Origin of the sequence: Cellulosimicrobium marinum, assembly GCF_020551945.1 — a bacterium.
Taxonomy (GTDB): Bacteria; Actinomycetota; Actinomycetes; order Actinomycetales; family Cellulomonadaceae; genus Cellulosimicrobium; species Cellulosimicrobium marinum.
In genome coordinates, this window is the sequence record NZ_JAJBZH010000001.1 from 543,006 (window position 1) to 563,318 (window position 20,313).

Here is a 20,313-nt window from a genome sequence, read left to right on the forward strand (position 1 = left end):
GCCGCACAGGATGAACCGGTAGAAACGGTCGGGGCCGTCCGGCCCGGCGCGCGTGCGCACCGCACCGCGCGACACCGTAGGGAGCCCACGATGACCAACGAGAGCGGAGCGGTGGAGACGCCGCAGACCTCCGATCCCGGTGCTTCCGGCGAGACGCCCGTCGCGTCCGCCGGCGGCGCAGCGGCCGCTCGACCCGACCCCGAGCCCGCGGGGGAGGCGACGGCGTCCGGTCCGGGTTCGTCCTCGCCGTTCGCCGGCATCCCGGTGAGCGACTACGTCCGGGACGGCGTCGCCGCCGTGCTGCTGCTCGTCTCGTTCGCCCTGCCGTGGGACGTCGCGCACCGGGCGTCGGACAAGGTCGAGGTCGTCCTCCTGACGATCCTGTCGCTCCTGTCGCTGGCGCTGCCGTACCTCGCGCGCACGGGCGTGCTCCCGCCCACCTGGACGGTGCACACGACCCGGCAGGTGCGCCTCCTCGCGAACGCGCCCTACGTGCTGCTCGTGGCCGTCTACGTCGTCGTCGACGTCGTGGGCGGCGGCGACCTGTCGGACGGCTGGGGCGGCGTCGGCTCGGCCGTGGCGCTGGGCCTCGCCGGTGCGCTGCTCGCGGCGCAGCCGCGACAGAGCGAACTCGGCCCGCAGGACCTCGACCGGTCCGTCACGGACCAGTGGTTGCGGGTCCTGCTGGTCCTGTCGGGTGTGCTCGTGGTGGGCGCGGCCCTCACGATCGTCCTCACCGTGCTCGGCGCGGACGGGATCACCGCCTTCGACGTGATCGACGTGATCGCCGGCGGTGCGTTCGTCGTCGTCCTCGCGGGCCTGCCCGTGCTCGCGACGTGGCGCCGTGCCGAGGCGGGGCGGCTCACGCTCGTCGGCCTCGGCGTCATCCTCGCCGCCGCCTTCGTCCTCGGCTCGGGCAACGACGGGCTGCTGCTCCTCGAGGGGACGCACATCGGACGCTTCGGGCTGGTCCTCGTCCCCGCGCTGGCCGCGGTGGCGTCCTCGCCCGCGGTGCACCGCGCGATGACCCCGGTCCCGGCGGTCGACGCCTGGGTGTCCGTCGCGGTGCGCGGGCTGGACCTCCTCGTGGTCGTCGGGGCGTTCGTCGCCGTGCACGGCGTGCTCGAGCTCGCGGACGGGATGCGGGGCGTCCACCTCGTGCTGGCGATCGTCGTCGGCCTCCTGGTGGTCGGGGTCGCGCTCGTCGCACGCCGCGCCCTCGCGCGGGACTCGGCAGCGGGTCGGCCGCTGGCGCTCGGAGCCGCGGGCGTCGTCGCGGTCCTGGGGATCGTGCTGCTCGTCGTGACGTCCAGCCAGGTGCCGTACGGCGGCGCCGTGGAGAACCTGCTGCTCGCGTTCGGCCTGCCGCTGCTCGTCGTCGGCGCCCTCACCGTCCCGCGCGAGGTGCGGGACTACTTCGCCGAGCACCGCCCCGTCCCGGCGCAGGAGGGGCAGGACACCTCCCGCGCCTACGTGTGGCAGCCCCCGGCGCCGAAGCCGCAGCGTCCCGCCCCCGCCCCGGCACCCGAGCCCGGCACGGCGGGCACGTGGTCGGACGCGCCCGGCGCGGACCGGCCGACGCAGGTCGTGCCCGTGCAGAACCTCGAGCCGGAGCGCAGCGGCTACGCGGCGCGGCCGGGGCTCACCCCCGTGGACGCGCAGACCACCGCGGTCATGCCGGCCTACACCGAGGAGCCGCAGAACTCTCCGGGCCAGGCGGCCCAGGAGGGCTACCCGGCGACCGGCCCGCACGCCGCGTACGCACCCCAGCAGGCGCCCGGCCAGTCCGCCCAGCAGGGGTACGGCGCAGCCCAGCAGGGGTACGGGGCCCAGCAGGGCTACGGGGCCCAGCAGGGCTACGGGCAGGAGAATTACGGCGGGCACGGGTACTCCGCGCCGGCGTTCGAGCCCGCGCAGCCGCAGTTCACGCCGCAGCAGGCGCTGGACCCGGCGACGCCGCTCGAGGTCCTGGCACAGATCGTGCAGGACGCGCCGCACCTGCGCCCCCAGGTCGCGGCGAACCCGTCCACCTACCCGGCTCTGCTCGAGTGGCTGGGGAACCTGGGCGACCCGGCCGTCGACGCCGCGCTGCGCTCGCGCCGCTGACCGGACCGCGCCGAGCCCGGCCCGGCCCGGGGAACGCTCCCCGGGCCGGGCCGGGCCGGGTCGGGTCGGGTCTGGCCGGTGCGGTGAGGCCGCCGGGTGGACGTCCGCGACGCACACCGGGGCCCGGGGTACAGTGGCACCGTGCACCTGATGCGGCAGCTCCTCCTTCGTTGCCGCGGCGAGGCTCTCTAGCCGGTCCCTCGTCGCGGTGGTCGGTATGCCGGCTGACACCGATCAGGACGACCCGAAGGACCTCATGATGAACGCCTCTGCAGCCGCTCCCACGTCCGACGCCGCGCACGCCAACCCGCAGCAGCCGTCGGGGATGCCGGTCCACAAGTACCTCCCGTTCCACCGGCAGATCGACGTCACGCTGCCCGACAGGACGTGGCCGGACCGACGCATCGAGACCGCCCCCCGCTGGTGCGCCGTCGACCTGCGCGACGGCAACCAGGCGCTCATCGAGCCCATGAACGCGGAGCGCAAGCTGCGCATGTTCGAGCTGCTCGTCGAGATGGGCTACAAGGAGATCGAGGTCGGCTTCCCCTCGGCCTCCCAGACGGACTTCGACTTCGTGCGGACCCTCATCGAGGAGGACCGCATCCCCGACGACGTCGTCATCCAGGTGCTCACCCAGTCGCGCGAGCACCTCATCGCGCGCACCTACGAGGCGATCAAGGGCGCGAAGCAGGCGATCGTCCACCTGTACAACTCGACGTCGGTGCTCCAGCGCGAGGTCGTGTTCCGCTCCGACCCCGAGGGCATCATCGCGATCGCGGTCGACGGCGCACGGCTGTGCCGCAAGTTCGAGGAGACCGTCCCGGGCACCACCGTCTACTACGAGTACTCGCCCGAGTCGTACACCGGCACCGAGCTGGAGTTCGCCGCGCGCATCTGCAACGAGGTCCTGGAGGTCCTCGAGCCGACGCCGGAGCGCAAGGTCATCATCAACCTGCCCGCGACCGTCGAGATGGCGACCCCGAACGTCTACGCCGACTCGATCGAGTGGATGAACCGTCACCTGAACCACCGCGAGAACGTCGTGCTGTCGCTGCACCCCCACAACGACCGCGGGACGGCCGTCGCCGCCGCGGAGCTGGGCTACCAGGCGGGCGCCGACCGCATCGAGGGCTGCCTGTTCGGCAACGGCGAGCGCACGGGCAACGTCTGCCTGGTCACGCTCGGCATGAACCTGTTCAGCCAGGGCGTGGACCCGCAGATCGACTTCTCCGACATCGACCACGTGCGCCGCACGGTCGAGTACTGCAACCAGCTCGACGTGCCCGAGCGGCACCCCTACGCGGGCGACCTCGTCTTCACCGCCTTCTCCGGCTCGCACCAGGACGCCATCAAGAAGGGCTTCGAGGCGATGGCCGTGCACGCCGAGGCCGAGGGGCGCTCGGTCGACGACCTCGTCTGGGCCGTGCCGTACCTGCCCATCGACCCGAAGGACGTCGGGCGCTCGTACGAGGCCGTCATCCGCGTCAACTCCCAGTCCGGCAAGGGGGGCATCGCGTACCTGCTCAAGGCCGAGCGTCACCTGGACCTGCCGCGCCGCCTGCAGATCGAGTTCTCCCAGGCCGTGCAGCGGCACACCGACTCCCAGGGCACCGAGGTCACCGGCGGCGACATCTGGCGGATCTTCTCGGACGAGTACCTGCCCGTCGAGCCCGGCTCGGGCCTGGAGCCGTGGGGTCGGCTCAAGCTGCGTGCCACGCGCGCGTCGTCGAGCGAGGACGGCCCGGACACCCTGAGCATCGACGTGCTCGACCGCGGCGAGGAGCTGACGCTCGAGGGCACCGGCAACGGCCCGGTCGCCGCGTTCGTCGACGCCGTCGCCCAGGTCGGCGTCGACGTCCGTGTCCTCGACTACGCCGAGCACGCCCTGTCCGAGGGTGGCGACGCCCTCGCCGCGGCCTACGTGGAGTGCCAGGTGGGCGACGACGTCCTGTGGGGCGTCGGCATCGACGCCTCCATCACCACGGCCTCCCTCAAGGCCATCGTCTCCGCCGTCAACCGCGCCGAGCGCACCGCCTGACGACGTCTCGCCGCCCCCGGCGACGCACTTGTAGGGCGGTTGCCCGCTAACCCCGTCAGGGCGTGACGTACCACGGATGCCGGGCCCCTCCGAAGGCCGGTCGCCGGTGCGACGGCGTGTGGTGACGGTCCACGAAGGCGGGGTCGGGGGCGAGGCGACGGGTCGTGGTGGGTCTGGCGGGAGCGGCCGAGGAACGAGGCCGCGGATGGTAGACCCGCCGCCTCGCCCCCGACCCCGCCGTCCTGGCCCGCCGCCCCGCCCCCCGGACCCCCGCTGTCCTGGCCCGCTGCCCCAATCCCGCCGCCCAGCCCCAACCCCACCGACCCACGCCCGTCCCCGCCCGTGGGCGGCATGCGGGACAATGGCGGCGTGGTCCTCTACCGAGACGACGCGATCGTCCTGCGCACCCAGAAGCTGGGCGAGGCGGACCGCATCGTCACCCTGCTGACGCGTGAGCACGGGAAGGTGCGTGCCGTCGCGAAGGGGGTGCGGCGCACGTCGTCCCGGTTCGGTGCGCGTCTGGAGCCGTTCATGGTGGTCGACGTGCAGCTCCACGCGGGCCGGTCGCTCGACACGGTGACGCAGGCGGAGACGGTGGGGCCGTACGCGCGCCGGATCTGCGAGGACTACGCGCTCTACACGGCGGGCACGGTGATGCTGGAGACGGCGGAGCGGCTCGTCGCGGACGAGCGGGAGCCGGCGGTGCAGCAGTACTGGCTGCTCGCGGGGGGGTTGCGGGCGCTGTCGGAGCGGGCGCACTCCTCGACCCTGGTGCTGGACTCCTACCTGCTGCGCGCGCTGGCTGTGGCGGGGTGGGCGCCGTCGTTCACGGACTGCGCGCGGTGCGGGCAGCCGGGACCGCACCGCGCGTTCGCCGTGGCCCAGGGGGGCGCGGTCTGCTCGCGGTGCCGCCCGCCGGGTTCGACGTCGCCCGCGCCCGAGACCTTCGCGCTCCTCGCCGCGCTCCTGGCGGGGGAGTGGGACGTCGCCGAGGCGTCGGACGCGCGGCACCGCAAGGAGGCGAGCGGCCTCGTCGCCGCCTACGGTCAATATCACCTGGAGAGAACGTTGCGATCACTGCGCATGGTGGAGCGGGACGACGCCCACGTCGAGGGGCGGCACGCCGGTGCCGGGTCCGCGGCCGGGGTCGACGCCTGATGGGGCGCCGGGGCCGGGACGTGGTTCCTCCGTTCGCGCACCCGTCGGGGGCGCGGCCGCCCGCGATCCCGCGGCAGTTCGTGCCGAACCACGTGGCCGTGGTCATGGACGGCAACGGCCGGTGGGCGAACGCGCGCGGTCTGCCGCGCACGGCGGGTCACGAGGCGGGGGAGGCGGCGCTGCTGGACGTCGTCGCGGGCGCGATCGAGATCGGGGTGCGTCACGTGTCGGCGTACGCGTTCTCGACGGAGAACTGGAAGCGGTCCCCGGAGGAGGTGCGTTTCCTCATGGGGTTCAACCGTGACGTGATCCGTCGGCGGCGGGACGAGATGGACTCGTGGGGCGTGCGGGTGCGGTGGGCGGGCCGGCGTCCGCGCCTGTGGTCGTCGGTGGTGAAGGAGCTGGAGGTCGCCGAGGAGCAGACGCGCGACAACGACGTGTGCACCCTGACGATGTGCGTGAACTACGGCGGCCGGGCGGAGATCGCGGACGCCGCGGCGGCGATCGCACGGGACGCGAAGGCGGGCAGGCTCGACCCGTCGAAGGTCACGGAGCGCACGGTGCAGAAGTACCTGGACGAGCCGGACCTGCCGGACGTGGACCTGTTCCTGCGCAGCTCGGGGGAGCAGCGCACGTCGAACTTCATGCTCTGGCAGGCGGCGTACGCAGAGCTCGTGTTCCTGCCGGAGCCGTGGCCGGACGTCGACCGCCGTCACCTGTGGCGTGCCGTGGAGGAGTTCGCGCGGCGTGACCGCCGGTACGGGGGTGCGGTCGACGCGGTGGGGCCGGACGGCGCCTGAGGCGCCGCACGGACCCGTGGTCAGGTGGTTCCGGTGTCCCGGGCGAGGGCGTCGAGCCGGTCCGCGAGCTCGGCGGGGCGGCTGAGTGCCACGAGGTGGCCACCGGGCATCGTCTCGACGTCGAGGCCGAGGCGTTCGCGCGCGACGGTGCGCTGGAACGCGAGGGGGAAGAGGCGGTCGTCGCGGGCCTGGAGCACGACGGTGCGGACGTCGGGCCACGCGGCGGCGGGCCAGGGGTCCTCGAACGAGCGTGCCGAGGGCGATCGGTCCTCCCCGGCGAGCACGCGCTCGGTCACGTCCGGGGGGACGTCGTGGAAGAAGTCGTCGACGGGGTCGAAGGGGCCGAGGCCGGCGTCGGCGCGCGCCTGCTCGTGGCCGGTCGCGTCCCACCACGCGGCCCCGGTCTCGCCGGGCGCGGGGATCATGGGGTTGAGGAGGACGAGGAGCCGGACGGGTACCCGCGTCGCGACGAGCGCCCCGGTCCAGGCGCCCATGGACTGCGCGACGACGACGGGCGGACTCGTGGCGTCGGTGTCGCCGAGGGCGGCGAGCGCGACGTCGGCGAGGGCGGTCCAGCCGTGGCGCTCGTCGTGCTGCGGGAGGTCGACGGCCACGGGGTCGTGGCCGCGGGCACGGAGCTCGGGGTCGAGGAGCTGCCAGTAGCCGGGGTGTCCGCCGGCGCCGGGGACGAGGAGGAAGGTCGTCATGCGGGGCGGACCGCGGGTCCGGCCAGGACTCATCGGTCGGTGCGGGCGGGGCCGCGTCAGGCGGGGCCGGTCCGGTCGTCGAGAGCGGGGGCCGCGAGGGTCTCGTCGCGTCGTGCGGCGCGACGTCGGACCGCGAGCGCCACCCCGGCGGCGGCAGCGGCGACGAGGAGGGCGAGCGTCGCGACGCCCCAGGGCGAACCGGTCGCGGCGGCGAGCGCGGCGGACCACGCCGCCCAGCCGACGGTCGCGTAGATGGTCGCGTGCACGGCGCACCCGAGCGCCATCGCGGCCAGGTAGCGCCCGAACGGCATCCGCACGACGCCGGCCGCCGCGTTGACGACCGTCTTCGTCCCGGTGGCGAGGAACGACGCGGGCACGGCGAGCACGCCCCAGCGTCGCACGACCTCGACGCCGCGCGCCGCGGAGCGTCCGGAGAGCCAGGCGTGGACGCGCGCGACCCAGGGGCGCACGGGTCGGGAGCGGTCGAGGGTCCAGACGGTGACGAGCCGGGCGACCCAGTAGGTGGCCTGCGTGCGGACGAACGCGATCGCGAAGAAGAAGGCGAACAGCGCGACGAAGGAGGCGTCGTCCAGCCCGTCGGGCACGGCTCAGCCCCCCGCGGTCCCGCGGGTCGACGCGGCGCAGGACTCGCAGGTGCCGAAGAGCTCGACGGTGTGCTGGATGTCGACGAAGCCGTGCGTCGCGCCGACGTGGGTCGCCCACGCCTCGACGGTCGGCCCGTCGATCTCGACGGTCCGGCCGCACGCGCGGCACACGAGGTGGTGGTGGTGCTCGCGGCGCTCGCACCGCCGGTACAGGTTCTCGCCGTCCTCGGTGCGCAGCACGTCGACGTCCCCGCCGTCGGCGAGGCTCTGGAGCGTGCGGTAGACGGTGGCGAGGCCCACGGAGTCGCCGCGGGAGCGCAGGATCTCGTGGAGCTGCTGAGCGCTGCGGAAGTCGTCGAGGTCCTCCAGGGCGTCGGACACCGCGGCGCGCTGTCGGGTCATCCGCTGCACGGGTCATCTCCCGGTTCTCTGGGGTCGGCGCCGGGCGTGCCGGCGGGGACGAGGCGGGCCGCGGGGAGGTCCACGTCGTCCGGGATGTCGGGGTGCGGGTCGCGCTCGACGCGGGGCCGACGCCGCGCCCACAGGGGACGCAGCACGGCCACGACGAGGTAGGTCGCGATCGCGAGGACGACGATCGTCGCACCTGGGGACAGGAAGTTCCAGTACGTGATCGACAGCCCGACGACGCACACGACGACGCCGACGACGCACGCCACGAGCATGGTGCGGCGGAACGACCGCGTGACGAGCTGGGCGACGGCGACGGGGACGATCATGAGCGCGCTGACGAGCAGGAGCCCGACGACCCGCATCGACACGGTCACGGTGAGGGCGGCGACGACGGCGACGGCGATGTTCAGCGCTCGGACGGGCAGGCCGGAGGCGCGGGCGAACTCCTCGTCGTGGCTCACGGAGAACAGCGCGGCGCGCAGCCCGAGACCGACGCCGAGGATGACGGCGCTGAGGACGACCGTGAGGACGAGGTCGGAGGTCGTGACGGTGGAGATGGAACCGAACAGGTACTGCATGAGGCTGCCGGACGACCCGCCGGCGAGGCCGATGAGCAGCACGCCCCCGGCGATGCCGCCGTAGAAGAGCAGGGCGAGCGCGAGGTCGCCGCTGGTACGGCCGCGCTCGCGCACGACCTCGATCGCGACGGCGCCGATGACGGCGGCGACGACGGCGCCGGGGATGGCGAGGACGTCGTTGGGGACGAGGCCCATCGCGGCGCCGACGAGCCAGCCGAGCGCGACGCCGGTGAGCGCCACGTGGCCGATCCCGTCGCCGAGGAGCGACAGCTTGCGCTGCACGAGGTACGTCCCGACGACGGGGGCGCTCACCCCGACGAGCAGCGCGGCGACGAGCGCGCGCTGCATGAGGGGGTCGGTGAGCATCGCCGCGAGCTCGGAGCCGATCGTGCCCGTCATGACGCCGTCCTCGGGCCGTGACCTGTCGCGAGGTCGGTGTACAGGGTGTCGACGAGGCCGGTCGCGGGGCCGGCGGGGGCGCCGTCGTGCGCGGGCTCGTGGGGGTGCTGGTGCTGGTGGGTCGCGGAGGCGTGCGTCGTCGACGGGCTGGGCGGGGCGCCGTCGTGCACCACCCGCCCGTGCCGCAGCACGACGGCCCGGCCGACGAGCGGGGCGAGCGCGCCGAGCTCGTGGAGGACGACGAGGACGGTGAGCCCGTCGTCGACGAGCCGGGCCATGGTGGCGGCGAACGACTCCTGGCTGGGCCGGTCGACGCCCGCGACGGGCTCGTCGAGCACGAGGACGTCCGGGCGCCGGACGAGCGCGCGGGCGATGAGGACGCGCTGCTGCTGGCCGCCGGAGAGCTCGGCGGTGGAGTCGTGGACGCGGTCGGCGAGGCCGACCTGGTCGAGCGCGTCCGTGACGCGAGGGCGCCAGTCGCGCGGCAGGCGCAGGCGCCCGCCCCCGAGCAGCCCGGACGCGACGACCTCCCCGGCCGTGGACGGCATGCCCGTGGGCGCGGCGACGCGCTGCGGCACGTAGCCGAGGCGACGCCACGGCACCTTCGGGCCGAGCGGCGTCCCGAACAGCTCCACCTCGCCGGCCGACACGGGGACGATCCCGACCAGGGCGCGGACGAGGGTCGACTTGCCGGAGCCGTTGGCGCCGAGGAGCGCGACGACGTCACCGGCGGGGATCGAGAGGTCGATGCCGCGGAGGATCTCGCTGCCCCCGAGGCGCACGTGGAGGCCGCGCGCCGCGACCAGCGCTTCGGGGGCCGTCATGAGCAGACGAGGCCCGAGGTGAGCGCCTCGAGGTTGGACTCCATGACCCCACGGTAGTCCGTGGCGTCGTCCGCGAGCCCTTCGAGCGGGTCGAGCACCGCGGTGCCGACCCCGAGGTCGTCGGCGAGGGTCTGGGTGACCTTCGGGCTGGTCAGGGTCTCGAAGAACAGCGTCGTCACGCCCTCGGCCCGCACGATCTCGCCGACCTCGCGCAGGCGGGCGGGGGAGGGCTCGGCCTCGGGGTCGAGTCCGGAGATGCCGACCTGCTCGAGGTCGTACCGCTCGGCGAGGTAGCCGAACGCCTCGTGCGACGTGACGAGGGTCGCTCCGGCGCACGGGGCGAGGGCGGTCGTGTACTCGGTGTCGAGCGCGTCGAGGTCTGCGACGAGCGCCTCGGCGTTCGCGGCGTACGTGTCGGCGTTGTCCGGGTCGATCGCGGAGAGCTCGGCGGCGACCTGCTCGCCGACGGGGGCGAGGCGGGTCGGGTCGAGCCAGAAGTGCGGGTCGAGCGACCCGTGGTCGTGACCGTCGCCCTCCTCCTCGGCGTGCTCGGCGTGCTCCTCCTCCGTCTCGTGCTCGTGCCCTTCCTCGGTCACCGCGCCGGGGTGCTCCTCCAGGCCGGCCACCTCTGCCGCGTCGACGACGTGCTGGGGCTGCCGCTGCTCCACTCCCTCGTCGACCGCGGTCTGGAAGCCGGACTGGTAGACGACGAGGTCGGCCTCGCCGATGGCGCGCACCTGCGCGGGGGCGAGCTCGAGGTCGTGCGGCTCGGCCGCGGGCGGGGTGAGGTTCGAGACGGTGACGAGGTCGCCCCCGACCTGCTCGGCGACGTACTGGAGGGGGTAGAACGAGGCGAGCACCTGGAGGCGGCCGTCCTCGCCCTCGCCGGCACCGCCGCCGGTCGAGCAGCCGACGAGGAGCGCCGCGGACAGGAGCGCGGCGGGGAGGGCGAGCGTGTGGCGGGACGGCGTCGAGAGGGGCATGGGACCAGTGTCCCTCTTGTTGAAAATGAAAGTCAAAAGACGATGCCGTCGGCGTTCACCGGGACGTCGGCCCCGCGGGGTACGCTGGTCGGTCGGCGCCCGCGGGCGCCCGTCCGAACCCCGTCCAGCCCCCACGAGCCACGTGCGGGGCCGTGAGCTCCAGGAGTGATGACCGTGGCCGCAGCGCCCTCACCGACCGCCCGTCTCGACGCCGTCGTCTCCCTCGCCAAGCGGCGCGGGTTCGTCTTCCCGTCGGGCGAGATCTACGGAGGCACGCGCTCCGCGTGGGACTACGGGCCCCTCGGCACGGAGCTCAAGGAGAACATCAAGAAGCAGTGGTGGCGTGCGATGGTCACGAGCCGTGACGACGTCGTGGGCCTCGACTCCTCGGTGATCCTGCCGCGCCAGGTGTGGGTCGCCTCGGGCCACGTCGGCGTCTTCACCGACCCGCTCACCGAGTGCCTCTCGTGCCACAAGCGGTTCCGCGAGGACCAGATGCTCGACGAGTTCGAGGAGAAGAAGGGCCGCGCGCCCGAGGGCGGCCTCGCCGAGATCGCGTGCCCCAACTGCGGCACCCGCGGGCAGTGGACCGAGCCGCGCGACTTCAACATGATGCTCAAGACGTACCTCGGCCCCGTCGAGGACGAGTCGGGCCTGCACTACCTGCGCCCGGAGACGGCCCAGGGCATCTTCGTGAACTTCGCCAACGTCATGGGCGCGAGCCGCAAGAAGCCGCCCTTCGGCATCGGGCAGATCGGCAAGTCGTTCCGCAACGAGATCACGCCGGGCAACTTCATCTTCCGCACGCGCGAGTTCGAGCAGATGGAGATGGAGTTCTTCGTCGAGCCCGGGACGGACGCCGAGTGGCACCAGTACTGGATCGACACGCGCACCGACTGGTACGTCGACCTCGGCATCGCGCGCGACAACCTGCGCCTGTACGAGCACCCGCAGGAGAAGCTCTCGCACTACTCCACGCGCACGGTCGACATCGAGTACCGGTTCGGCTTCTCCGGCTCGGAGTGGGGCGAGCTCGAGGGCATCGCCAACCGGACGGACTTCGACCTCAAGACCCACGCGGAGCACTCGGGGAAGGACCTGTCCTACTTCGACCAGACGAAGAACGAGCGCTGGGTGCCCTACGTCATCGAGCCGGCCGCCGGCCTGACCCGCTCGCTCATGGCGTTCCTCGTCGAGGCGTACAGCGAGGACGAGGCTCCCAACGCGAAGGGTGGCGTCGACACGCGCACCGTCCTGCGTCTGGACCACCGCCTCGCGCCCGTCAAGGCCGCCGTGCTGCCGCTGAGCCGCAACGAGCAGCTCTCGCCCAAGGCGAAGGACCTCGCCACGGAGCTGCGGAAGCACTGGAACGTCGACTTCGACGACGCCGGCGCCATCGGCCGCCGGTACCGCCGCCAGGACGAGATCGGCACGCCGTTCTGCATCACGGTCGACTTCGACACGCTCGACGACCAGGCCGTGACGATCCGCCACCGCGACTCGATGGCCCAGGAGCGCGTCGCGCTCGACAAGGTCGCCGAGTACCTGGGCGGGCACCTGCTCGGCGCCTGAGCCGACGCCGGCGGGCGGGTCCCCCGGTGGGGCCGCGCCCTCTCGCGTCCCGCCCGGAGAGCTCCCGGGGTCCGTCAGCGACCGACCGTCCGCTTCCCTCGACCCACGAGGACGAGGACGACGCCGACGACCATGGCGATGACGCCGCCCCAGGTCAGGATGCCGCCGAACGCGCCGAAGATGCCCGTGAGGCCGAGCACGAGGGCGATCAGGCCGGCGATGATGAGGACGAGCCAGAGCTGCACAGGACTTCCTTTCACGTGGACGAGCGGGTACCCCCTGCCGTCGTGCGCTAGATCTTCTTCGTCGCGCCCTTGGCGCGGTTCAGCAGCGCGATGACGAGGCTCACGACCAGGATCGCGACACCGATCCACAGGAGAACCTTCGCGGCTTCGATCGCCACGCCGAGGATGAGGAGCACGGCGCCGACGATGACGAGGATCAGCCAGAGGGGCATGGAGTTCCTTTCGTCCGGGTGTCGACCGGTTGTCGACGTCGGAACGTTCCCACGATCCGCGGCCGCTCGCGCGCCGAACGGCGGGTTCGACGCGGGGGCCGCGGTCCGGGGACGGGGGATGGGACAATGGAGCGCGTGACCGCTCCGACCCTCGACCCCTCGACCGCTGCCGCCGACCACGCTGCCGACCACGCCCGCGCGCCCGGTGCCGTGCTGCCGCCGCTGCGCATCGGCCCGCACGTCGTCGACACGCCGGTGGTCCTCGCACCGATGGCCGGGGTGACGAACAAGGCGTTCCGGACGCTGTGCCGCGAGCACGGCGCGGGCCTGTACGTCGCGGAGATGGTCACCAGCCGGGCGCTCGTGGAGCGCAACCCGGAGGCGCTGCGCATCGTCACGTTCGACGAGGGCGAGTCGCCGCGGTCCGCCCAGGTGTACGGGGTCGACCCGGCCACCGTGCGCGAGGCGGTGCGGATCATCGTCGCGGAGGACCGCGCCGACCACGTCGACCTCAACTTCGGCTGCCCCGTGCCCAAGGTGACCCGCCGCGGCGGCGGCGCGGCGCTGCCGTGGAAGCGGGAGCTGTTCTCGGCCGTCGTGGGCGGGGCGGTCGAGGCGGCGCGCCCGTACGGTGTGCCGGTCACGGTGAAGATGCGCAAGGGGATCGACGACGACCACCTCACGTACCTGGAGGCGGGTCGCGTCGCCGAGGACCTCGGCGTCGCCGCGGTCGCGCTCCACGCGCGCACGGCCGCCGAGCACTACTCGGGGACCGCGGACTGGTCGGCGATCGCGCGCCTGAAGGAGACCGTGACGAGCGTGCCGGTGCTCGGCAACGGCGACATCTGGTCCGCGGAGGACGCGGTGCGGATGGTCCGTGAGACCGGGTGCGACGGGGTGGTCGTCGGTCGCGGGTGCCAGGGCCGTCCGTGGTTGTTCGCCGACCTCGCGGCGGCGTTCGCGGGCCGCCCCGAGCGCGTCCGGCCCGGCCTGCGCGAGGTCGCGGAGACGGTCTACCGGCACGGCGAGCTGATGATCGACTACTTCGACGGCGACGAGGGCAAGGGCATGCGCGACCTGCGCAAGCACATGGCCTGGTACTTCAAGGGCTACGCGGTGGGCGGCGACGCGCGCCGGTCGCTGTCGATGGTCTCGACCCTGGCGGAGCTGCGGTCGCTGCTCGACGCCCTCGACCTCGACGCGCCCTACCCGGGCGAGCCCGCGGAGGGCCAGCGGGGTCGCGCCGGGTCCCCGAAGGCGCCGCACCTGCCGTACGGCTGGCTCGACTCGCGCGATCTCGACGACGAGCACCGCGCGCGGCTGCGCGAGGCCGAGCTGCGCGTCTCCGGCGGCTGCCGCACGCCCCGCGCCGGCGGTCGCCCCGTGCCGGGGCGACCGCCGTCGTCGTCCGTGCTCAGACCGCGCGGACCCAGACCGTGGTGTCCGCGGGGACGCGCACCTGCGGGTCGGCCGACCGGTCGGTCACGACGGGCCCGGAGGCGAGCAGCACCTGCGTGCCGCGCGGGAGCAGCACCGGCTCGGCCCCGAGGTTCGCCAGCACGACGACGTCCCGGTTGCGGAACGCCACGACGTCCGCCGAGCCCGCGTGCTCGTCGACCCACGCGAGGGTGCCGCTGCCGAGCCGCTCGACGCGACGCGTCGCGAGGGCGGCCCGGTACATCTCGTACGTCGACCCGTCGACGCCCCGCTGGACGTCGGCGGCGTACCGCGCGTACGACGCGGGCTGGGGGAGCCAGGTCCTCCCGGTCGGACCGAACCCGTGGCCGGGTGCGTCGGCGGTCCAGGGGAGGGGCACGCGGCACCCGTCGCGGCCCGCCTCGGCGCCCCGGGTCCGGAAGAACGCCGGGTCCTGGCGGACGTCGTCGGGCAGCGCGGTGTGCTCGGGCAGGCCGAGCTCCTCACCCTGGTAGAGGTAGGACGACCCGGGGAGGCCGAGCATGAGGAGCGAGGCCGCGCGGGCCCGCCGCAGGCCGAGCTCCTCGTCGGGCTGGGGCTCGTGCGCGAAGATGCCGTTGGGCCGCAGACCGGGGTCGGCGAGCCCGAGGCGTGACGCGTGCCGCACGACGTCGTGGTTGGACAGGACCCACGTGGTGGGCGCCCCGACCTCGTCGTTCGCGCGCAGCGACGCCTCGACGACGGTGCGCAGCGGCGCCGCGGACCACGGCGTGGTGAGGAACGAGAAGTTGAAGGCCTGGTGCATCTCGTCGGGGCGCACGTAGCGCGCGAGGCGCGAGAGCGGCTCGACCCAGGCCTCGGCGACGAGCGCACGGTCGCCGTCGTACTCGTCGAGCACGCGGCGCCACGCACGGTAGATCTCGTGGACGCCGTCCTGGTCGAACATGGGGCCGGCGTTGCCCGCGCCCGTCGAGCCGTCCTCGGGAGCCCCGGGGTCGCTGCCCTCGACCATGGACACCGTGCCGTCCCAGTCGGGCAGGCCGGGTGCCTTGATCATGCCGTGGGCGACGTCGACGCGGAACCCGTCCACCCCCTTGTCGAGCCAGAACCGCAGCACGTCCTCGAACTCGGCGCGGACCTGCGGGTTCTGCCAGTCGAGGTCGGGCTGGGAGGAGTCGAACAGGTGGAGGTACCACTGGCCCGGGACCTCGCCGGCGGCACCCGTGACGGGACGGGCGTCGGGGCCGGCCGTCACGCGCGTCCACGCGGGGCCGCCGAAGATCGACTGCCAGTTGTTCGGCGGGAGCTCCCCGTGCTCGCCCTTCCCGTCGCGGAAGACGTAGCGGGCCCGCTCGGGCGAGCCCTCGGGGGCCGCGAGCGCGTCCAGGAACCAGGCGTGCTGGTCGGAGGTGTGGTTCGGCACGAGGTCGACGACCACCCGGATGCCGCGCGCGTGGGCCTGCGCGAGGAGCTCGTCCACGTCCGCGAGGGTGCCGAAGAGCGGGTCGACGTCGCGGTAGTCGGCGACGTCGTACCCGGCGTCCTTCTGCGGCGAGCGGTAGAACGGGCTGAGCCACACGGCGTCGACGCCGAGCTCGGCGAGGTGGTCGAGCTTCGAGGTGATGCCCGGCAGGTCGCCGATGCCGTCGCCGTCGCCGTCGGCGAAGGAGCGTGGGTAGACCTGGTAGATCACCGCGTCGCGCCACCACTCGGGGGCCTCGCCCGGTCCGGCGTGGACGAGCGCGCCGGTGGTCAGCGGCTGGGCTGCGGTCGTGGTCGGCATCGTCGAATCGATACGAGTCATCGAGGTGTCGGTCCTCACGTGGGGGTTGGGTGGATCGGACGTCGGCCGTGCCGACGGGGGCGAGCGCGCCGGACCCGTACTTCGAGTGTAAGCGGTTGCGGTCCGTTGCACGCGTGCTACCGGGCCGCCTCCGGGGCGGTCCGGTGGGTCAGTCCGTGGGGTGGGGTGCCGCGCCCGTCGAGTCGCGCACGATGAGCTCCGTCTGGAACAGCAGCTCGGTGCGCGGCGCACGGTCGCCCTGGATCTCGGTGAGCAGGGCGCTGACCGCCGCGTGGGCCATCGCGGCCACGGGCTGGCGCACCGTCGTCAGCGGCGGGTCGGTGAACCCGATGAGCGGCGAGTCGTCGTACCCGACGACCGAGACGTCGTCGGGCACGGACAGGCCGCGGGAGCGGGCCGCGCGGATCGCGCCGAGGGCCATGAGGTCCGACCCGCAGACGATCGCCGTGTGCTGCGACTCGATGAGCTCGCCGCCCGCGGCCTGGCCGCCCTCGACGGTGTACAGCGTGGTGACGACGTGCTCCCGGGCCGTCTCGACGTCGTCCGCCAGCCCGTGGTGGACCAGCGCGTCGAGGAAGCCCGCGACCTTGCGCTGCGCCGGGACGAACCGTTCGGGGCCGATGGCCAGCCCGATCTGCCGGTGGCCCAGCGCGACGAGGTGGCGGACCGACAGCTCGACGCTCGTCGCGTCGTCGCCGGAGACGAACGGCGCGTCGATGCCGGCGGCGTAGCCGTTGACCAGGACGATCGGGACCCCGCGGCTGCGCAGCCGTTCGTAGCGCTCGTGGCTCGCCTGCGTGTCGGCATGCAGACCGGACACGAAGACGATCCCGTCGACGGCGTGGTCCATGAGGACCTCGACGTAGTCGTCCTCCGTCGTGCCGCCCGGGGACTGGGTGCACAGCACCGGCGTGTACCCGTGCTCGGCCAGCACCGACTCGATGGCCTGGGCGAAGGCGGGGAAGACGGGGTTGGTGAGCTCGGGGACCACGAGGCCGACGAGGCCCGCCGAGCGGGTGCGCAGGGTAGAGGGGCGTTCGTAGCCGAGGACGTCGAGCGCAGCGAGCACCGCCTGGCGCGTCTCGCTGGCGACGCCCGCCTTCCCGTTGAGCACGCGTGAGACCGTCGCCGTGGAGACGCCGGCCTGGGCGGCGAGATCGCTGAGACGGGTGCGCACGTGGGGAAGCGTAGGGGACACCGGACCTCCTCGTCCTGGTCGTCCGGACGGTGAGCCGCGTCGACCCGCGGGGGGCGCGCGCGACAGCACCGCCCGGAGGAGGCGGGCGGGCGCCGGCGGGCGCCCTGAAATCTGTTGCATGAAAGTTACCGCAACGAGTTGCAGGAACGCCACTCGGCGATCTACGGTCGGGCCATCAGGGTCCAGGACGGTCTCGAGCCGCCCGGGCCGCCCACCTCACACGCTTGGAGTGCCCCTGATGCGACGGAGCATCCTTCTCGCCGCCGCGCTGACGACGACGCTCGCCCTCGCGGCCTGCTCGTCCGGCGAGAGCGGCGACGACACCACCGCGGAGCCCGAGGAGAGCGCCACCGCCTCCGGCTCCCTCACCGTCTGGGTCGACGAGACCCGTCAGGACGCCGTGACCACCGCAGCCGCAGCCTTCGAGGAGGAGACGGGGACGAGCGTCGAGGTGGTCCTCAAGAACTACGAGGAGATCCGCGCGGACTTCCTCGCCCAGGTGCCCACCGGGGAGGGCCCCGACGTCACCGTCGGCGCGCACGACTGGCTCGGCGAGCTCACGACGAACGGCGTCGTCGCCCCGCTCGAGCTCGGCGACAAGGCCGCGGAGTTCGAGCCCGTCTCGCTCGAGGCGTTCACCCAGGACGGCCAGGTGTACGGGCTGCCGTACGCCATCGAGAACATCGCGCTCATCCGCAACACCCAGCTCGCGCCCGAGGCGCCGGCGACGTGGGACGACGCCGTCGCGGCGGGCCAGGACGCCGGGACCACCTTCCCCATCCTCGTCCAGTCCGACAACGACAAGGGCGACCCGTACACGCACTACCCGTTCCAGACGTCGTTCGGCGCTCCCGTCTTCACGCAGAACGAGGACGGCAGCTACTCGTCCGAGCTCGCCATGGGCGGTCCCGAGGGCCAGGCCTACGCGCAGTGGCTCGGCGAGCAGGGCGCGGCGGGCGTGCTCAGCCAGGACACGACCTACGACATCGCCGTCGAGGCGTTCAAGAACGGCGAGTCGCCGTTCATCGTCGGCGGGCCCTGGATGATCGACTCGTTCGAGGGCATGGACCTGTCGATCGACCCGGTCCCGGCGGCCGGCGACCAGGCCGCGCAGCCGTTCGTCGGCGTGCAGGGCTTCTACCTCAGCGCCGAGAGCGAGAACGCGATCGTCGCGAACGACTTCCTCGTCAACTTCATGTCGACCGAGGAGGCGCAGATCGCGCTGTACCAGGCGGGCAACCGTCCCCCCGCGCTGACGGCTGCCGCGGACTCCGCCGCCGCGACGGACCCGATCCTCGCCGGGTTCCGCGAGGTCGGCGCCGAGGCCGTCCCGATGCCCTCCATCCCGGAGATGGCGTCCGTCTGGAGCTTCTGGGGCGTGACCGAGGCCGCGATCGTCTCCGGCGCCGACCCGGTCGCCACGTGGGACAAGATGGTCGCCGACATCGAGGGCGCGATCGGTTCCTGACCACCGCCCGGCCGGCACCGGCCGTCGTCGGGCACGGACGACCCGTGCCCGACGACGGCCCGCCGGCGGTCCGACGCCGCACCTCGTGCACGCCGTCCCACGCCCCTGACCCGGCCACGACGCCGTGCCGCTCGACCTCGGAGGCACCACGATGTCCGCCCCACAGACCACGACCGACGCCGGCGCGCCGTCCGGCGGCGCACCCGGCGACCCGCGACGTCCGCGCGCACCGCGCCCGGACGCCTCGCACGCCCGCGACTACCGGCCGGGATTCTTCGTCAAGCTCGCGCTCATGGCCGTCGTCGACGCGCTCGGCGTCTACGTCGTGTGGTCGGCGTGGCAGGCGGACTCCTTCGGCGTCCTCCTCGCGACGCTCGCGCTGCTCGTCGCCGCGAACTGGGTCTACTTCTCACGTCGCGCGCTGCCGCTGAAGTACATCCTCCCGGGGCTGTCCTTCTTGCTCGTGTTCCAGATCTTCGTCGTCGCCTACACCGGCTACGTCGCCTTCACGAACTACGGGACCGGGCACAACGGCACCAAGGAGCAGGCGGTCTCCGCGCTCCTCGTGCAGAACGAGCGGCGCGTCGAGGGGTCGCCCTCCGTGCCCCTCACGGTCGTCGAGCGGGGCGACGCGCTCGGGTTCGCGGTCCTCACCGAGGACGGCGAGGTCGAGGTCGGCTCGGCGGAGGCGCCGCTCGCCGTCGCAGACGGCGCCACGGTCGTCGACGGGCGGGTCACCGAGGTCCCCGGCTGGGACGTCGTCCCGCGCGAGGAGGTGCTGCAGCGCCAGGGCGAGGTCACGGACCTGCGGGTCCCCGTCTCCGACGACCCGGAGGACGGGTCGGTCCGCACGTCGGACGCCCGCACCGGGTACGTCTCCACGTCGTCCCTGGAGTGGGACGAGGCGGCGGACACCATGACCGACACCACGACCGGGGTCGTGTACACGTCGAACGACGAGGGGCAGTTCGAGGCCCCGGACGGCACGACGCTCGCCGTGGGCTGGCGTGTGCCGGTCGGGCTCGACAACTTCGCCACGGCGTTCACGGACGGCCGCTACGCCGAGCCGTTCGTCAAGATCCTCGTCTGGACGTTCGTCTTCGCGGTCGCGTCGGTCGTGACGACGTTCCTGCTCGGCCTGTTCCTCGCGATCACGTTCAACGACACGCGCATGCGGGGCCGCCGGTTCTACCGCACGCTCATGATCCTGCCGTACGCGATCCCCGGGTTCCTCGCGGCGCTGCTGTGGTCGGGCCTGCTCAACACCCGCTTCGGGTTTGTCAACGCGGTCCTGCTCGGGGGCGCCGAGATCCCGTGGCTGACCGACCCCTGGCTCGCCAAGCTGTCGGTGATCGGCGTCAACCTGTGGCTCGGGTTCCCGTACATGTTCCTCATCTGCACGGGCGCGCTGCAGTCGCTGCCGTCCGACGTCATGGAGGCCGCGAAGATCGACGGCGCCGGACGGTGGCGGACGTGGAGGTCGATCACGCTCCCGCTGCTGCTCGTCGCGACGGCGCCGCTGCTCATCTCGTCGTTCGCCTTCAACTTCAACAACTTCACGCTCATCTACATGCTCACGGGCGGCGGTCCACGGTTCGCCGACGCGTCCGTCCCCCTCGGGCACACGGACATCCTCATCTCGATGGTCTACTCGATCTCGGGCGTCGACGGCTCCGCCGCGAAGGACTTCGGCCTCGCGAGCGCCCTGTCGATCGTCATCTTCCTGATCGTCGGCACCATCTCCGCCCTGGCGTTCCGGACCACGCGCAAGTTCGAGGAGATCAGCTGA

Annotated in this window: 16 protein-coding genes and 1 pseudogene; 8 read left to right on the plus strand and 9 right to left on the minus strand. The window is 73.3% G+C overall.

What is annotated here, in order from left to right:
• Positions 1-90 precede the first annotated feature (90 nt).
• The 4 genes from LGQ04_RS02445 (at position 91) to LGQ04_RS02460 (ending at position 6,102) form a co-directional block, all read left to right on the plus strand.
• On the plus strand, positions 91-2,106 hold the full coding sequence (locus LGQ04_RS02445) for a DUF7937 domain-containing protein (protein ID WP_229241911.1): 2,016 nt from the start codon (positions 91-93) through the stop codon (positions 2,104-2,106).
• 259 nt (positions 2,107-2,365) lie between these two features.
• A complete protein-coding gene (gene leuA, locus LGQ04_RS02450) occupies positions 2,366-4,144 on the plus strand; it encodes a 2-isopropylmalate synthase (RefSeq protein ID WP_229241913.1) in 1,779 nt (592 codons plus the stop codon).
• Positions 4,145-4,513: 369 nt separating this feature from the next.
• Positions 4,514-5,302 (plus strand): DNA repair protein RecO, encoded by a 789-nt coding sequence (gene recO / locus LGQ04_RS02455; RefSeq protein ID WP_229241915.1) that lies wholly within the window; start codon positions 4,514-4,516, stop codon positions 5,300-5,302.
• Complete coding sequence (locus LGQ04_RS02460; protein ID WP_229241916.1) at positions 5,302-6,102, plus strand: isoprenyl transferase; 801 nt, start codon at positions 5,302-5,304, stop codon at positions 6,100-6,102. The genes recO and LGQ04_RS02460 overlap by 1 nt, the downstream gene beginning before the upstream one ends.
• A 20-nt stretch (positions 6,103-6,122) precedes the next feature.
• Here the strand turns inward: LGQ04_RS02460 and LGQ04_RS02465 are convergent, their stop codons facing one another.
• Genes LGQ04_RS02465 through LGQ04_RS02490 form a run of 6 tightly spaced genes read right to left on the minus strand, consistent with a single transcriptional unit; the run spans position 6,123 to position 10,609 of the window.
• On the minus strand, positions 6,123-6,809 hold the full coding sequence (locus LGQ04_RS02465; protein ID WP_229241918.1) for an alpha/beta hydrolase: 687 nt from the start codon (positions 6,807-6,809) through the stop codon (positions 6,123-6,125).
• Between the two features lie 56 nt (positions 6,810-6,865).
• Positions 6,866-7,414, minus strand: coding sequence for a DedA family protein (locus LGQ04_RS02470; RefSeq protein WP_229241919.1), 549 nt, complete (start codon positions 7,412-7,414; stop codon positions 6,866-6,868).
• Between the two features lie 3 nt (positions 7,415-7,417).
• Positions 7,418-7,816: a Fur family transcriptional regulator gene (locus LGQ04_RS02475; RefSeq protein WP_229241921.1), complete on the minus strand. Its 399-nt coding sequence runs from the start codon at positions 7,814-7,816 to the stop codon at positions 7,418-7,420.
• On the minus strand, positions 7,813-8,802 hold the full coding sequence (locus tag LGQ04_RS02480; RefSeq protein ID WP_229241923.1) for a metal ABC transporter permease: 990 nt from the start codon (positions 8,800-8,802) through the stop codon (positions 7,813-7,815). The genes LGQ04_RS02475 and LGQ04_RS02480 overlap by 4 nt, the downstream gene beginning before the upstream one ends.
• Positions 8,799-9,626, minus strand: coding sequence for a metal ABC transporter ATP-binding protein (locus LGQ04_RS02485; protein ID WP_229241925.1), 828 nt, complete (start codon positions 9,624-9,626; stop codon positions 8,799-8,801). Before LGQ04_RS02485 ends, LGQ04_RS02480 begins: the two co-directional genes overlap by 4 nt.
• Positions 9,623-10,609 (minus strand): metal ABC transporter substrate-binding protein, encoded by a 987-nt coding sequence (locus tag LGQ04_RS02490; RefSeq protein ID WP_229241926.1) that lies wholly within the window; start codon positions 10,607-10,609, stop codon positions 9,623-9,625. Before LGQ04_RS02490 ends, LGQ04_RS02485 begins: the two co-directional genes overlap by 4 nt.
• A 168-nt stretch (positions 10,610-10,777) precedes the next feature.
• Between LGQ04_RS02490 and LGQ04_RS02495 the strand changes: the two genes are divergently transcribed.
• Entirely contained in the window at positions 10,778-12,181 is a 1,404-nt protein-coding gene (locus LGQ04_RS02495; RefSeq protein ID WP_229241927.1) for a glycine--tRNA ligase, read from the plus strand.
• 74 nt (positions 12,182-12,255) lie between these two features.
• Here LGQ04_RS02495 and LGQ04_RS02500 read toward each other — a convergent pair whose 3' ends face one another.
• Entirely contained in the window at positions 12,256-12,426 is a 171-nt protein-coding gene (locus LGQ04_RS02500; RefSeq protein WP_229241929.1) for a hypothetical protein, read from the minus strand.
• A 338-nt stretch (positions 12,427-12,764) separates the two neighbouring features.
• Here LGQ04_RS02500 and dusB point away from each other — a divergent pair.
• Positions 12,765-13,991, plus strand: a pseudogene (gene dusB, locus LGQ04_RS02505) (tRNA dihydrouridine synthase DusB); the annotation flags it as partial.
• A gap of 61 nt (positions 13,992-14,052) precedes the next feature.
• Here the strand turns inward: dusB and LGQ04_RS02510 are convergent.
• Together LGQ04_RS02510 and LGQ04_RS02515 are read right to left on the minus strand one after the other, a co-directional pair.
• A complete protein-coding gene (locus LGQ04_RS02510) occupies positions 14,053-15,837 on the minus strand; it encodes a glycoside hydrolase family 13 protein (RefSeq protein ID WP_229241930.1) in 1,785 nt (594 codons plus the stop codon).
• A gap of 169 nt (positions 15,838-16,006) precedes the next feature.
• The gene (locus LGQ04_RS02515) at positions 16,007-17,035 is read right to left on the minus strand and encodes a LacI family DNA-binding transcriptional regulator (protein WP_229241931.1); all 1,029 of its coding nucleotides are present in this window, start codon (positions 17,033-17,035) and stop codon (positions 16,007-16,009) included.
• 259 nt (positions 17,036-17,294) lie between these two features.
• On the opposite strand from LGQ04_RS02515, the gene LGQ04_RS02520 reads away from it, so the two are divergent.
• Both LGQ04_RS02520 and LGQ04_RS02525 read left to right on the plus strand, forming a co-directional pair.
• Positions 17,295-18,524: a sugar ABC transporter substrate-binding protein gene (locus LGQ04_RS02520; RefSeq protein WP_229241933.1), complete on the plus strand. Its 1,230-nt coding sequence runs from the start codon at positions 17,295-17,297 to the stop codon at positions 18,522-18,524.
• Between the two features lie 151 nt (positions 18,525-18,675).
• Positions 18,676-20,313 carry an ABC transporter permease subunit gene (locus LGQ04_RS02525; protein ID WP_229241935.1) on the plus strand — a complete coding sequence of 546 codons (1,638 nt, stop codon included), beginning with the start codon at positions 18,676-18,678 and terminating at the stop codon, positions 20,311-20,313.